This is a genomic window from Bradyrhizobium sp. HKCCYLRH1030 (assembly GCF_051168395.1).
In the GTDB taxonomy this organism is placed as follows: Bacteria; Pseudomonadota; Alphaproteobacteria; order Rhizobiales; family Xanthobacteraceae; genus Bradyrhizobium.
Window position 1 is genome coordinate 391,580 of the sequence record NZ_JBNPUY010000005.1, and the last position, 14,705, is coordinate 406,284.

Sequence of the window (14,705 nt, forward strand, 5' to 3'; positions counted from 1 at the left end):
GTTTCGGATTCGGGTTCGGCGTGCAGGCCCGCTGATCACATAGGGCCGCTGCTCACATCTCCCAGCTCGCGGGAGATGTCGGAATGCATCACGATTCGCGAAATAGAAAACGCCGCCGCGTTCGACACGCGGCGGCGCTTTGTTTCCGTGCAGATCAACGGCAGACGCGGCGCGGTCCCCACGGCGTCGGCCGCACCCAGCAGGTGCGCGGGCCGTAGACGCCGTAGCCGTAGGGGCGATAGACGCGCGGGGCGGGCCGGCAGCGGCCCCAGCGGTCGGGGAACCAACCGGGACCACAGCCGCCGGCGACGCGCTCGACATTGCTGTCTGGAGCAGCCGGCTGGGCCGGCAGCGTGAAGGCCTGCGCGGCCGACGCGCCCAACATGACGGTCGCGGCGAGCAGGGCGGAGGTGAACAGATTGCGCATTGCAGTGCGGTCCTCTCGTTGGTTTCGAAGCAGTGCAGTCCTTAGACGTCGTCGGGCAAATTTTGGTTTCGCAATATTTTCGAGGTCTCGAAACCTCTTCCCAGTACCATAGAGCTCTCGACGACGCCGGTCGCCCGATGCAGCTCTGCCGATCATGTGGCGCATCGCTGCAGTGTCGACGCCATCGTGCGGTCTTCTAGCAGACATTCGCTGCAAGGAACATGAACGATCAGCGACGCGTCCCACTGGCTTTCGTCGCAGGCGGCATCATTTTCCGCCTTGCTGCGCCTTTGCGTCCTTCAACGCCGTCCTGCAACCGTCGGAGAGCTTGTCGAACTTCTCGATCATGCATTGCTTGATGCGGCCGCCGCCCGGCATGATTCCAGTACAGAGCGTACGCACATCGTCGCCGCAGGCCTGGCGCATGGCGCTCCTGTCCTGAGCCTGGGCGGTCGTGCTGGAGATGACTATCAACAGCAGCGGAAGCAGCTTGTGCATGATCGATGATTCCTCTCTCGCCGCGGCCGACGCGCCGGGCCTCGTGAGGCGGTTGTCTCGCCGATGAATTTAGCGGGCATATGTCGACCGTCGCCGCAACGTGTAACGGTTTGTATCACGAGGTCACTGCGCAGAGCGCAAGCGTCCGCCTGCCGCCGGGGTCGTCGTCGACCACGGCGGCGCTCGTGCCGCCATTCCCTCAAGCGTGCACATCCGAGGCACTGCTGCGCAGCTTCCGCAGCGCGTGATCGACGCTGTGGAACACGCGCTCCCGGGGCAGCACATCATACAGGCCGAACCGTTCGAAGGCCGCCTGGGCCCGCAGCGACTCCAGCCGCGCCACCGCGAACACGATACCGGCCTCGTTGCAGATATGGATCACGTCGCGCAGGGTCTGCGCGGCGGTGAAATCGATCTCGACGATGGCGCTGGCCTCGAACACCACCAGCCGCGGCTTGCGGCTGCGCAGCAGGCGCTGCATGTCGGCGCGGAACGTCGCTGCATTGAGGAAGCTGAGCGGGGCCTGGAAGCCGACCACGGCGATGTCGGACAGTTCCTCGCCCTTGATCTGCGGATGTGCCGGCCACCAGATCGTCGTGTCCGGCACGCGCTGGAAGGCGATGAGGTGGGCGCGCGTCGTGCTCCAGATGCCGTGCAGCAGCGACAGCGCGATGCCGAGCGCGACGCCCTGCTCGATCGGCAGTGCGACGATGGCCACCGCGGTGGCCAGGATGAGCAGGAACTCGCCCTTCGACGCACGATAGACGCTTGTGATCTGCGCGACGCGGATGATGCGCAGCGCGACGAACAGCAGCACGCCGCCGAGCGCTGCCTCCGGGACGTTCGCAAGCAGCCGGGCTCCGAACAGCACGAGCAGCAGCACGATCCCAGCGGCGAGCAGGCCCGCGACCTGCGACCGGCCGCCGGTCTCGACCACGATGCCGGTGCGCGGTGGACTCGCATTGACCGGAAACGCGCCGAACAATCCGGCCAGCAGGCTGCCGGCACCGGCGCCGAGGAAGTCGCGGTCGACGTCGGCCGCGCGGTCGGGATCGGAAGGGAACGAGCGCGTCGTCGCCGACGTCTGCACCATCACCACGACCGCGATCAGGAAGGCGAGCGGAACCAGCTTCGCCCATTGTTCCGGCCCGATCAGCGGCACGGACGGCATCGGCACCGTGCCGGCGATCTCGCCGATGACGGGCACGCCGCGTCCCCGCAGCCCGGCCGAGAGCACGAACAAGGTCGAGGCCGTAAGCGCAATCAGCGCGCCGGGAATGCGGGCGCTGATCCGCTCGCAGACCGTGATGGTCGCGAGCACGCCGAAGCCGATGAGCATCGTGTACCCGTTGGCCTTGCCGAGTTCGCCCGCGAGGGTGACGATCCGCGCCAGCGTTGGCCCGCTCGGTGACGGCAGGCCGAGCACGCCCGGCAATTGCGAGACGATGATGTGAACGGCGATGCCGGCCAGGAAGCCCACGGTGACCGGCACCGACAGCAGGTTGGCGATGCCGCCGAGCCTGAAGCCGCCGGCCAGCACCAGCATGACCCCGACCAGCAGCGCCAGCGCCGCAGCGAGGCTGCCGTATTCAAGCGTGCCGCTGGCCGCGAGCAGCGCCAGGCCGCCGGCGAAGATCGGCGTGATCGTGGAATCGGCGCCGCAGGACAGGAAGCGGTTGGCGCCGAACAGCGCGAACCCCAGCGATCCCGCCATGAAGGCGAAGAAGCCGGTCTCGGGCGTGAAGCCGCCGAGCTTGGCGGTCGCCATCTGCTCGGGGATCGCGATCGCCGCCAGCGTCAATCCGGCGGCGAGATCGGCGGGCAGGGCGCTGATCCGCCAGCCTCGCAGCGAGCGGAGCATCGGCCAATGATGGTTGCCGTCGTGGCGTGGTTGCTCGATCATGTCGATGTCTCCAAGCGCATCACGGTCGATGTGTTCGTCCGCTCACGCAAGATCGCGATCCCAGGGCGGCTCCGGCGCGAACGCCGCGGCGAGGTGGTCTATGAAGGCGCGCACCTTGGCCGATGGCGTGCGGTCCGGCAGATAGACGGCGTGCACCGCCAGCAGGTCCGACGGCGGCGCGTCGAGCGTCAGCGGCACCAGCCGGCCCGCGCGGATGTCGTCGCCGACGATGAAGGTCGGCTGGTAGATCACGCCCTGTCCGGCCAACGCCGCCGCGAGCAGCGCATCGCCATTGTTGGCGCGCAGATTGCCGCTCACGGTGACATCGACCGCGGCTTTGCCGCCCATGCGCCAGCGCGACGGGCCGGCCGCCGCCAGCGTATAGCCGAGGCAGTTGTGACCGGCGAGATCGGCCGTGGTGCGCGGTGTCCCATGCACGGCGAGATAGGACGGCGCGGCGCACACCATCATCCGGCACGGCGCCAGCCGCCGCGCCACCAGGCTGGAGTCCTTGAGCGTGCCGATGCGGATCGCGAGATCCCAGCCTTCCTCGATCAGGTCGACCAGCCGGTCGTTGAGGCCGAGCTCGACGCTGACGCCGGGATAGAGCGCGGCGAAGCCGGCGAGCAGCGGCGCGATCTGGCGCGTGCCGAAGGCGAGCGGGACATTGAGGCGCAACAGCCCGCGCGGCTCGACGCGGTCGGCCGCGATCGCGCTCTCGGCCGCCTCGAAGTCGCCGAGCACGCGCTCGGCAAGGTCGAGATAGCGGCGTCCGGCCTCGGTGATGGTCAGCCGGCGCGTGGTGCGGTGAAACAGCTTGGTGCCGAGTCGCGTCTCCAGCGCCGCGAGGTGTTTTGTCACCATGGTCGGCGACATGCCGAGCAGGCGGGCCGCGCCCGACAGGCTTCCGCAGCCGGCCACCTTCGAGAGCACCTCCAGTCCGGTCAGCCGGTCCAACACTGGATCATCTCACTCTTGGAGTGTGAACTGATTTTCCATTGTAGCGGATTATCGTCTGAGGGGAAATGATCCATATGGCGGGAAGTCCCCACGGAGGTCCCGATGATCGATTCCCGTACTGCGCCTTATGCCGCGCTCCTGCTCCGCCTCACTCTTGGCGGGCTGTTCCTGGCCCATGCCAGCCTCAAGCTGTTCGTCTTCAGCCCGGCCGGCACCGCAAAGTTCTTCGGCAGCATCGGCCTGCCGCCCGAGCTGGCCTATCTCGTGATCGCCGCCGAGATCCTGGCCGGCATTGCCCTGATCCTCGGCATCGCCACCCGCTGGGTCGCGCTCGCCGCCGTGCCGATCCTGCTCGGCGCCATCTTCACCGTGCATGGCTCCGCCGGGTTCTTCTTCAACAATCCGAAGGGCGGCTGGGAGTATCCGGCGTTCTGGGCGGTGACCCTGGTGATCCAGGCCCTCCTCGGCGACGGCGCCTATGCGCTGGGGGGCCTGCGCAGCGGCCTTGCCGGCGGTCAGCTCCGCAGCGCACACTGATCGTCATGGTTGGTTGACTGCCGCGACAATCTCAGTGTCGTCCCCGCGAACGCGGGGACCCATAACCACAAGCGGACTTGGGTCGAGCACGCTGGTCGACGCGCAGCCTGCCTCAAACGTCGATCCCGCGGTATGGGTCCCTGCTTTCGCAGGGACGACGGCTGTGGGTTGGGTTGACAGGTGGACATCCCTATATCGCCCGAGGAGCCATGACATGACCCTGCCCAGCATCTTCCTGTCGCACGGCTCGCCGATGCTGCCGCTCACGGATTCGGCCGCCCGTGACTTCCTCGTCGGCCTCGGCGGCAGCCTGCCGCGGCCGAAGGCGATCCTGGTGATCTCGGCGCATTGGGAGACCGACATCCCCGCCGTCAATGCGGTGGCCACCAACGAGACCATCTACGACTTCTACGGCTTTCCCCGTGAGCTCTATCAGTTGCGCTATCCCGCGCCGGGGGCGCCCGATCTCGCGCAGGCCGTCGCGGCGCGGTTGCAGGCGGCCGGCCTGCCGGTCGGCATCGACCGCGAGCGCGGCCTCGATCACGGCGCCTGGGTGCCGCTGCTCCTGATGTACCCGCAGGCCGACATTCCGGTGCTGCAGCTCTCGATCCAGACCGAGCAGGGCCCTGCGCATCATCTCGCGCTCGGCCGTGCGCTGGCGCCGCTGCGCGAGGAGGGCGTGCTGATCATCGGCAGCGGCAGCTTCACCCACAATCTCGGCGAGTTCCGCAAGCGCCGGCTCGACATCGACGATCCCGCGCCGTCCTGGGTGGTCGACTTCGCCGACTGGGTGCACCAGGCCGCGATCGAGGGTCGCGTCGACGATCTCGTCGACTACCGCCGTCTCGCCCCGCACGCGCGCGACAACCATCCGACCGAAGAGCACTTCCTGCCGCTGTTCGCCGCGCTCGGCGCCGCTGGCGAGGGCGCCCGCGTGGAGCGCCTGCACAACAGCGCCAATTACGGCGTGCTGCGCATGGACGTGTATGCGTTCCACGGCGCAGACGAGGCGAAGGCTGCGGCGTGAGCCGCTGACTTGTTAGTTCGATCTGCATCTGCCCGTCGGGCCCATTTTGCCCGACGGGTTACTTTGTCGCAGTCATTTCGCTTGCGTCGTCGGGCAAATCACCGCGATCCTCTCGCGCATCCCGCCTCACTTGCGCAGGGGCGTTGCGCGCGATCGTCACGACACGCGAGGCGGGGAGCGGTGGCCGCGAGAACTCGCAGCATGTCCTTTCGATGTGCGGACGAACGAAGCTCTTGCGGACGTGAAGTTGCAGGGTTCTGATACCTCGACGCTGGTATCACCGCGCAACGCGTGAAACGCGTTGTCGCGCATGGCGGCCAACAAGCCGAGCGCCAGGAAGCCTGCATATAAGCGTGAAGCCCATCGCGCAGGGAGGGCCGGGCGATCTCGGCTGAACCTGTGGTACCTGCCGCCTGCATTTTTTTGAGCAGGCGGGCCACGGGCGCGGCCAGCGCCCGGCCTTCCCTGCGCCCTCCTGTTCGATGAGGGTGAACGGACGTTGCACAGCCCGGGCATGTCATGCCGCGGAATTGCAGACGCGCGTCGGTCTGTTCGATGAGCGCGAGATATCTCAGCGTCGTCATTGCGAGCACAGCGAAGCAATCGAGAGTCCCGTCCACAGCCCTGGATTGCTTCGCTGCGCTCGCCATGACGGAGGAGAGGCCAGTGTTCCCAAAGGTGCGCCGCACACATGACCTCGGAGGTAACTGACACGGGATGGCGCGGCGTAGAAAATCCTTGACCCCTCCGCATGCAGATGATGCGAAGGATGCACCAGGGAGTGAAACAACCATGCGCCTGCCGTTCTTTTATGGGTGGGTCATCGTCGCCGTGACCTTCGTGACGATGGCCGTCGGCGTCAATGCACGCACGGCGTTCTCGCTGTTCTATCCGCCTGTTCTCGCCGAATTCGGCTGGGACCGCGGCGTCACCGCCGGCGCGTTCTCGTTCGGCTTCGTCGCCTCCGGAATCGTCAGTCCGCTGATCGGACGGCTGATGGATCGCACCGGCCCGCGGGCCGTAATGGAGCTCGGCGTCGTGCTGATGGCCGGCGGTCTCCTGCTCGCGCCGCTGACCACGCAGCCCTGGCATCTGTACCTCACCATCGGCGTGATGGTCGGCGCCGGCAGCGTCTGCCTTGGCTATTCCGGCCAGTCCTTGTTCCTGCCGAACTGGTTCATTCGCCGCCGCGGGCTGGCGATCGGCATCGCCTTCGCCGGCGTCGGCGTCGGCTCGATGACGCTGTTGCCGTGGGTGCAGCACATGATCGCGCAGACCAACTGGCGCACGGCCTGCACCGCGATGGGCATCGTCGTGCTGGTCGTGCTGGCGCCGATCAATCTCTTGCTGCGCAAGAAGCCGGAGGAGATCGGCCTGCGCCCCGACGGCGACGCCGCGCCGCTCGCCCACGCGGCCAAGCCGGTCTCCAACGTCGTCGACGCCGCCTGGGCCGGCACCGACTGGACGTTGTCGCGCGCGCTGCGCACGGGCCGGTTCTGGTGGCTCGCGCTGGGCTATTTCTTCGGGCTCTATGTCTGGTACGCGGTGCAGGTGCACCAGACGAAATACCTGCTCGAGATCGGCTTCAGCTCGAGCGTCGCGGTGTGGGCGCTCGGGGCCGTCAGCCTGCTCGGGATACCCGGCCAGATCGCACTCGGCCATTTGTCGGATCGCCTGGGGCGCGAGGCGGTGTGGGGATTAGGCTGTCTCGGCTTCGCGATCTGCTTCGCCGCGCTGATCGCGCTCAAGGCCGCGCCGTCGCTGGTGCTGATCTACGTCATGGTGGCGACGCAGGGCGCGCTGGGCTACGGCCTGACCTCGGTGATGGGCGCGGTCGCGCTGGAAATATTCCAGGGGGCGCATTTCGGCAGCATCTTCGGAACGCTGATGTTGATCGGGCTGTGCGGCGGCGCAGCGGGGCCGTGGGTGACCGGCGTGCTGTATGACTACACCCTGAGCTACACGCCGGGCTTCGTGATCGCCTTCCTCGGCGCCTTCGTCTCGGCGGCGGCGATCTGGATCGCGGCCCCCCGCCGGGTCCGCCTCGTCGCCGGCCAGTTGCACAGGTTAAAGACGGCGGGGGCGGCGGCATGATGTGTGATCGGGGCCGACTTGCCATCGCGCCGCGGCCGTGAGCTAATCGGCCAATCCAGGGAGAGGAACCCCATGAACGAGCATGTCCAGGCCGCCAAGGCCGCGCCGCTGTTCAATCCGCTGTCGCCGGAGTTCATCCGCGATCCCTATCCCTTCTATGCGCAACTGCGCGACAACGATCCGATGCATGTGACGCCGTTCGGCGCGTTCCTCGCCAGCCGGCACGCGGAATCGAGCCTAGTGCTGCGCGATAAGCGCTTCGGCAAGGACTTCGTCGCGCGTTCGATTCGGCGCTACGGCCCCGACATCATGCAGGAGCCGGTGTTCCAAAGCATGCGGCATTGGATGCTGCAGCAGGACCCGCCGGACCACACCCGGCTGCGCGGCCTCGTCGTGAAGGCGTTCACGGCGCGGCGGGTCGAGGACATGCGGCCGCGCATCCAGGAGATCGTCGACCGCACGCTCGACGCGGTGATTCCGCAGGGCCGGATGGATCTGATCGAGGACTTCGCGTTCAAGCTGCCGGTCACCGTCATCTGCGACATGCTTGGGATTCCCGAGGAGCATCGCGAGGCGTTCTACAAGAGCTCGCGCGAGGGCGGCCGCCTGCTCGAGCCGGTGCCGCTGTCCAAGGCCGAGATTGCCGAGGGCAATGCCGGCAATGCCGTGTCCAAGGCGTATTTCCAGCACCTGTTCGAGCTGCGCCGGAAACATCCGGGCGACGACCTGACGACGCAGCTGCTGCAGGCCGAGGAGGACGGTGCCAAGCTCAGCCATGAGGAACTGACCGCCAACATCATCCTGCTGTTCGGCGCGGGACACGAGACCACGGTCAACCTGATCGGCAACGGCCTGCTGGCGCTGCACCGCAACCCGGAGCAGCTGGCGCTCTTGAAGGCGCGGCCGGAGCTGATCACGAACGCGATCGAGGAATTCCTGCGCTACGATTCCTCGGTGCAGCTCACCGGGCGGGTCGCGCTCGAGGATATCGAGGATCTCGGCGGCCGGCGGATTCCTGCGGGCGAGAGCGTGCTGTGTCTGCTCGGCTCGGCCAACCGCGATCCCGCGGTGTATCCGGACAATCCGGAGCAGCTCGATATCACCAGGCCAAACGTGAAGCCGCTGTCGTTCGGCGGCGGCATCCATCATTGCCTGGGCGCGCAGCTTGCCCGGATCGAGGCCGAGATCGCCATCGGAACCCTGCTGCGGCGGCTGCCGGAGCTGAAGCTGGACGATCCGGACAACCCGGACTGGCGGCCGACCTTCGTGCTGCGCGGCCTCAAACGGCTGCCGGCCCACTGGTAACCATCTTCGTCAACGGAGTTGTCCAACGCCCCGGAAAGACCGACAGCGCTGTGACTTCGCCATACTTAATCCTATATGATGCAGCGCTCCGGTATCGATGCCAGTGGGCCGCGGCCGCATTGGTTTTAAGGTTGGGACGCCGGAGCGTTGTCCTTTGAGGGAGACCCCGTGCAGACGACCCTGCTCGGCTTGGCGATTGCCTTCATCCTTGCGCTCCTTGCTGCGCTGATCGGCCCGTACTTCGTCGACTGGAACCAGTTCCGGCCGCAGTTCGAGGCCGAGGCGGGCAAGATCATTGGCGTGCCCGTGCGGGTCGCCGGTGCGCTGGACGCACGGCTTTTGCCGACGCCGACGCTGCGGCTGCGCCAGGTCACCTTCGGCGGCGCCAACCACCTCGGCAAGCTGCGCGCCGACAAGCTCGACGTCGAATTCAGCCTCGGCGACCTCATGCGGGGGCAGTGGCGGGCGAACGAGCTTACCATCGGCGGCATGGCGGCCGATCTCGGCATCGATGCCAAGGGTCAGGTCGACCTGCCGGCAGCCTCCGGCCGCTTCGATCTGGCCGCGCTCGCCATCGACCGGCTCAACCTCACCGGCCGTGTCGCGCTGCACGACGCGGCCAGCCGCTCGACGCTGGAACTGACCGACATCGTCTTCTCCGGCGACGTGCGTTCGCTGGCCGGTTCGCTGCGCGGCGATGGCGCGGTGTCGATCCGCGGCGGCCGCTACCCGTTCCGGGTGTCGTCGAGCCAGGACAAGGACTCCAACGGCCTGCGCGTCCACCTCAACATCGACCCGGGCGAGCGTCCCGTGATGGCCGACATCGAAGGCCTCATCAGCTTCCCCAACCGCTCGCCGAAGTTCGAGGGCGCGCTGACGCTGTCGTCGCCCCCGAAGGAGCAGGGCGCCGACAACGACAAGCCCGCCCAGCCTGTGAAGGAGCCATCCGCAAAGCAGGCTCAACAGGCCAAGGCGGGTCCGCTGAACCAGGCCGGCGCGACGCCTTGGCGCATCGCCACCAAGATCGTCGGCGACCAGGCGTCGGCCAAGCTCGACCAGATCGAGGTCAGCTTCGGCCAGGAGGATCGCTCGCTCAAATTCGCGGGCAGCGGCGACGTCCGTTTCGGCGCCGCCCCCGTGCTGAAAGCCTCACTGTCCGCACGCCAGCTCGATGCCGACAAGCTCCTGGCCGGCGGTGACGACATCAAGGATCGGCGGGCGATCGCGCCCGCGCTGGTGCTGCCGGCGCTGCGCAATTGGATCGCACAACTGCCGACCCTGCCGATGCCGGCCAACGTGCAGTTCGCGACCGAGCAGATCATGCTTTCCGGCCGCCCGGTGCAGAACTTTACTGCCGACCTCCACAACGAGCCTTCGGCATGGAGCCTCGAAAAGGTCGATCTGCGCGCGCCCGGCTCGACACGGCTGACCTTCCGGACCATCGGCATCTCGACCTCGGTCACATCGGGCTTCACCGGCGCGCTTGATCTCGAATCGTCGGAGCCCGACACGCTGGTGGCCTGGCTGCAGGGCCGCAGCGACAGCAGCTATCGCACGCAGCGTCCGCTGCGGCTGCGTGGCGACCTCAACGTGGCGCCGGAGCGGGTCGCGATCGACAGCCTCAAGGCCGACATCGACGGCGGCTCCGTTGATGGACGCGTCGCCCTCGTCAACCGGCCAGCGGGGCCGGGCTCGCGTTTCGAGGCGGTGCTGAAGGGCGATCGGCTCGATCTCGACGCGGCGATGGCCGTGACCCGTTCGCTGGTCGGCGTTACCGGCGAGTGGCCGGCGGAGGCCAGCGTGGCGCTGGACGTCGGCCGCGCCAAGCTCAGCGGCCAGGAGCTGCGTCCGCTCACCGCGCGCTTTTCCTACGATCCCAAGACCATCGCCATCGACCAGATCAAGTTCGGCCAAAGCAGCGGCGTGACGAGCGAGGGCTCCGGCCGGTTCGATCGCGCCGATGCAACCGGGCGGCTGGTGGTGACCTCGATGGCCGGCTCGCTCAAGGAGATCACTGCGCTGGTGCAGCCGCTCGCGCCGCAGATCGCCGCCCGCTTCGATGCGCTCGGCACGCCTGCCGGTGCCGCCCGGCTGAAGCTCACGCTCGATCTCGCCAAGGATCCGGCCAATGCCGATCGCAGCCAGGCCAAGGCGGTGCTCGATCTCGACGCGCCGCAACTCAAGGGCTCGGCGACGCTGACGGCAAAACCGTCGGCGGCGGCGCTGCGCAGCTTCGAGCTCGATGCGATCGATCGAACCGAGCTCGGAATCGAGAGCCGGGTGTCGTCGGAGCAGGGCAGTGCCGTGCTGGCGCTGCTCGGACTCGATCGCGTCGCGGCGGCGGGCAACGGTCCGGCCCAGTTCGACGCCAGCGTGACCGGCAGCTGGCGGACGCCGCTGCGGGTGAATGCGAAGCTGTCCGGCGCCGGTCTCGATGGCGATGCGCAAGGCTCCGTCGATCCCTGGGGCGACACCGCCAAGGCCAACGTCAATCTGCGCCTGCGCAGCGCCAACCTGTCGCCGTTGTTCGGATTGAAGCCGCAGGATCCGGCGGCGCAGAACATCCGGCTGTTCGGCCGTCTTGGTCTTTCCAACAATCGCGTGACGCTCGACGACATCGACAGCACGGTCGGCGGATCGCGGCTGCGTGGCCGGCTCGCGCTGGTGCTCGACGACGACAAGCAGATCGACGGCGAACTCGGGCTGGACGCGCTCGACGTGCCGCAAGTGTTCTCGGTGCTGATCGGCGGGGCCGGGCGTGAGTCGGCCGAGCCTTTGGGCGCCGGTCTCTTGAAGGGATGGCGCGGACGCGTCTCGTTTCAGGCCCTCAGCGGCGCCATTCTGAACGGCACGGATCTGCGTCCGCTGGGCGGCGCCATCAAGAGCGACGGCCAGTCGCTGACCATCGAGAATCTCAAGGGCAAGCTCGGCGGCGGCGACGTCAACGCGACCGTGGATGCGCGCTCCAACGCGAATGGTCTCGTCCTGAACGGCCGCGTCGAGCTGGCCGGTATTGACGGCAACGCGCTACGCTATCACAGCCTGAAGATGCCGGCCGGCAAGGTTTCGGCGCAGATGACGCTCGCCGCCGAAGGACGCAGCGTGCAGGCAATGATCAATGCGCTCTCGGGCAATGGCACGGTGACGCTTGACAATGCGGCGCTCCCCAATCTCGACCCGCGGGCGTTCGATGCGGCGTTGCGCGCGGCCGACGCAGGCCAGGTGAGCGACGACGGCAAGTTGCGGCAGGTGATCGAGCCGGTGCTGGCATCGGGGACGTTGCCGGTCACGGCTGCGCAGATCCCCTTCATCATCCGCGATGGCCGGCTGCGTGTCGGCGCCACCACGCTCGAAGCGCAGGGCGCCCGTGCCATCGTCTCCGGTGGCTTCGACATTCCGGCCGATCAGGCCGACATTCGCGTCAGCCTGAGCACGAGCACGGTCGGCAATGCCAATAGCCGTCCCGAGATCCAGCTGTTCGTGGTCGGGACGTCCGAGGCGCTGACGCGCGCGGTCGACGTCACCTCGCTGTCGTCGTGGCTGGCGGTGCGTGCCATCGATCGCGAGACGCGGCGGCTGGATGCGATCGCGCGCGGCGAGGTGCCGCCGGCCTATCCGTCGTCGACGGCGTCGCTGCCCGGTGCACCCGAGGCTGGCCCGGCGGCACCGAGCGCGGCCGACGTGCCGCTGCCCGGTCGTGATCCGCGGCGCGAGCCGCGCACCAAGCTCGGTGGTCCGCGCGCCGTCGTGCCGCCGCTGACCCCGCCGCTCTCGGCTCCCGCCCCTGCGCCTCAGCCGGCGGCACCGATGGCATCGAGCCAGCCGCAGGTCGCGCCCTTGCCGCCGCCGGTCGAGATCAAGCCCGCGCCGGGTGCGCTGCCGCCGCGCCCACGGCCGGTGCCGCGTCCGCCGGTCGTGCTGACGCCGCCGGGCAGTCCATGATGCCGGCTGACGGCGTGCGGAGACCGCGCCGATGATGACCTTGCGACAGGTCGAGGTCATTCGCGCGGTCATGGTGACGGGCACCATCAACGGCGCCGCGCGCCTGCTGAAGGTGTCGGCACCGGGCGTCAGCCGTCTGGTGAAATACACCGAGCGCTCGCTCGGCATCCGCTTTTTCCAGCGCCAGAACGGCCGCTACTTCCCGACGCCCGAGGCGCAGAACATCTTCGAGCAGATCAACAGCGTCTACGAGAAGGTCGACGATCTCAGCTACATCATCTCCAACATCGGCCGTGGCGCGCTGTCGGAACTGCGCGTCGGCTCGGTGCCCAGCATCTCCCAGGTGATGGTGCCGCGCGCGATCGAGCGCGTCCGCCGCCGCTATCCTGATTTGGGCATCGACATCAACATCCTCAAGATCGAGGAGGCGATCGACTATCTGATGCTGGGAAAGGGCGAGTGCGTGGCGATGAGCTACCGGCTCGATCATTCCGGGCTCGAATTCCTGCCGCTGGCCTCAGGCGAATTGTTCTGCATCGTGCCGCCGGGACACGAGCTCGCCGGCCGCAAACAGGTCTCGGCTGCCGAGATGACGCGCTATCCGCTGATCGGCATCGATCCCAACGACCCCTACGGCCGGATCATGGCCGAGATCTTCGCGCGCAACAAACTCAGCTACAATATCTCGATCAAGGCGCGCTTTGGCACCACAGTCTGCGCGCTGGTGAAGGCCGGGCTCGGCATCGCTGTGATCGACCAGTTCACGGTCGCGCATGGCGGCTATCCCGGCATTGAGTTGATCAAGATCGCCGAGCCGACGCGGTTCGACACCTACATCGCGGTCAAGCGCGGTACGCCGCTGTCGCTCTATGCCGAACACTTCATCGACTGCTTGCGCGCGGAGATGCGCGCGCTGGAGCCCGGCCGACGTCAGGTGGCCAAACCGGCGAAATCCGGTGGCGGCAAAAAATAACATGATGTTAGGTTCAGCCGATATTTGAGTAATTGTGTTAGCGAGCGGACGCGCTATCGTCTGCAACGAAATCCGCGCGTGCGGCGCTCGCACGTCACAGCAGCAAGAGACAAAGGCGAACGTGCCTGATCTTCCCGCGCTCAAAGCCCGAAAATTCCTGACCGGCTTGATCGGTGCCCCGATCGCGCATTCGGCCTCTCCCGCCATGCACGAGCACGCCGCGGCGGCGCTCGGCGTGCGCTGCCATTATCAGCTGATCGAGGTCGCCGGCGCGGATCGTGCCGGACTGGCGATGCTGCTGGAGGGCGTGCGCCGGCTCGGCTTTGCCGGCGTCAACGTGACCTATCCCTACAAGGAAGCCGTGGTCGAGCTGCTCGACGAACTCGCGCCGAAGGCGGCGGCGATGGGCGCCGTCAATACCGTCGTCGTGCGCGATGGCCGGCTGATCGGCCACAATACCGATACCACCGGCTTCGAGCGGGCGGTGGCGCCGCTGGTCAGCCAGAGCCATCGCGGCGTCGTGGCGCTGATCGGGGCCGGCGGAGTCGGCAAGGCGATTGCCTTCGCACTTGCGAACCTCAAAGTCGCTGGGCTGCGGATCTATGACACCGAGCGGGCGCGCGCCGCGAAGCTCGCGAGCCTGCTGCCTGCCGGCACCACGGTGACTGTCGTCGACAGCGTCGAAGACGCGCTTCAGGGAGCGGTGGCTGTCGTCAACGGTACGCCGATCGGCATGCTGCCGAACCGCGGCACACCGGTTCCGGATCATCTGCTGCGCGCCGATCTCTGGGTCGCGGATGCCGTCTACTCGCCGCTTTGGACGCCGCTGCTGAAGGCGGCGAAGGCCAAAGGCGCGCAGGTCCTGCTCGGGCGCGAGCTCGCGATCTACCAGGCGGCCGACGCGTTCGAGCTGTTCACGGGCCTCGCGCCGTCGACCGAGGCGATGGGGGCGGCCTTCGACAATCACATGGCGGAGAGATATCCGGCGGTTGACGCCGCCTGAGCCGACCGCCAATACGCGGCGGAACAAGTCGTTCAA

Annotated in this window: 11 protein-coding genes; 7 read left to right on the plus strand and 4 right to left on the minus strand. The window is 67.6% G+C overall.

Annotated features, from left to right (window positions below):
- Positions 1 to 154: 154 nt before the first annotated feature.
- The 4 genes from ACQR1E_RS17555 to ACQR1E_RS17570 all read right to left on the minus strand — a co-directional run bounded on the left by ACQR1E_RS17555 (position 155) and on the right by ACQR1E_RS17570 (position 3,788).
- The gene (locus ACQR1E_RS17555) at positions 155 to 427 is read right to left on the minus strand and encodes a GCG_CRPN prefix-to-repeats domain-containing protein (RefSeq protein ID WP_315713392.1); all 273 of its coding nucleotides are present in this window, start codon (positions 425 to 427) and stop codon (positions 155 to 157) included.
- A gap of 267 nt (positions 428 to 694) precedes the next feature.
- On the minus strand, positions 695 to 925 hold the full coding sequence (locus ACQR1E_RS17560; protein ID WP_315713391.1) for a hypothetical protein: 231 nt from the start codon (positions 923 to 925) through the stop codon (positions 695 to 697).
- A gap of 199 nt (positions 926 to 1,124) precedes the next feature.
- Positions 1,125 to 2,828 carry a SulP family inorganic anion transporter gene (locus ACQR1E_RS17565; protein ID WP_434897347.1) on the minus strand — a complete coding sequence of 568 codons (1,704 nt, stop codon included), beginning with the start codon at positions 2,826 to 2,828 and terminating at the stop codon, positions 1,125 to 1,127.
- Positions 2,829 to 2,870: 42 nt separating this feature from the next.
- A complete protein-coding gene (locus ACQR1E_RS17570) occupies positions 2,871 to 3,788 on the minus strand; it encodes a LysR family transcriptional regulator (protein ID WP_315713389.1) in 918 nt (305 codons plus the stop codon).
- Between the two features lie 102 nt (positions 3,789 to 3,890).
- Between ACQR1E_RS17570 and ACQR1E_RS17575 the strand changes: the two genes are divergently transcribed.
- The 7 genes from ACQR1E_RS17575 to ACQR1E_RS17605 all read left to right on the plus strand — a co-directional run bounded on the left by ACQR1E_RS17575 (position 3,891) and on the right by ACQR1E_RS17605 (position 14,669).
- The gene (locus ACQR1E_RS17575; RefSeq protein ID WP_316174241.1) at positions 3,891 to 4,325 is read left to right on the plus strand and encodes a DoxX family protein; all 435 of its coding nucleotides are present in this window, start codon (positions 3,891 to 3,893) and stop codon (positions 4,323 to 4,325) included.
- Between the two features lie 214 nt (positions 4,326 to 4,539).
- Positions 4,540 to 5,352 carry a DODA-type extradiol aromatic ring-opening family dioxygenase gene (locus tag ACQR1E_RS17580; protein ID WP_434897348.1) on the plus strand — a complete coding sequence of 271 codons (813 nt, stop codon included), beginning with the start codon at positions 4,540 to 4,542 and terminating at the stop codon, positions 5,350 to 5,352.
- A gap of 792 nt (positions 5,353 to 6,144) precedes the next feature.
- Positions 6,145 to 7,446, plus strand: coding sequence for an MFS transporter (locus tag ACQR1E_RS17585; protein WP_315752462.1), 1,302 nt, complete (start codon positions 6,145 to 6,147; stop codon positions 7,444 to 7,446).
- Between the two features lie 72 nt (positions 7,447 to 7,518).
- Positions 7,519 to 8,751, plus strand: coding sequence for a cytochrome P450 (locus ACQR1E_RS17590; protein WP_315713385.1), 1,233 nt, complete (start codon positions 7,519 to 7,521; stop codon positions 8,749 to 8,751).
- A gap of 168 nt (positions 8,752 to 8,919) precedes the next feature.
- Positions 8,920 to 12,693, plus strand: coding sequence for an AsmA family protein (locus ACQR1E_RS17595; RefSeq protein WP_434897349.1), 3,774 nt, complete (start codon positions 8,920 to 8,922; stop codon positions 12,691 to 12,693).
- Between the two features lie 31 nt (positions 12,694 to 12,724).
- Positions 12,725 to 13,666: a LysR family transcriptional regulator gene (locus tag ACQR1E_RS17600; protein ID WP_315713383.1), complete on the plus strand. Its 942-nt coding sequence runs from the start codon at positions 12,725 to 12,727 to the stop codon at positions 13,664 to 13,666.
- Positions 13,667 to 13,787: 121 nt separating this feature from the next.
- Positions 13,788 to 14,669, plus strand: a complete 882-nt coding sequence (locus ACQR1E_RS17605) for a shikimate dehydrogenase (protein ID WP_434897350.1) — start codon at positions 13,788 to 13,790, stop codon at positions 14,667 to 14,669.
- Positions 14,670 to 14,705 lie beyond the last annotated feature (36 nt).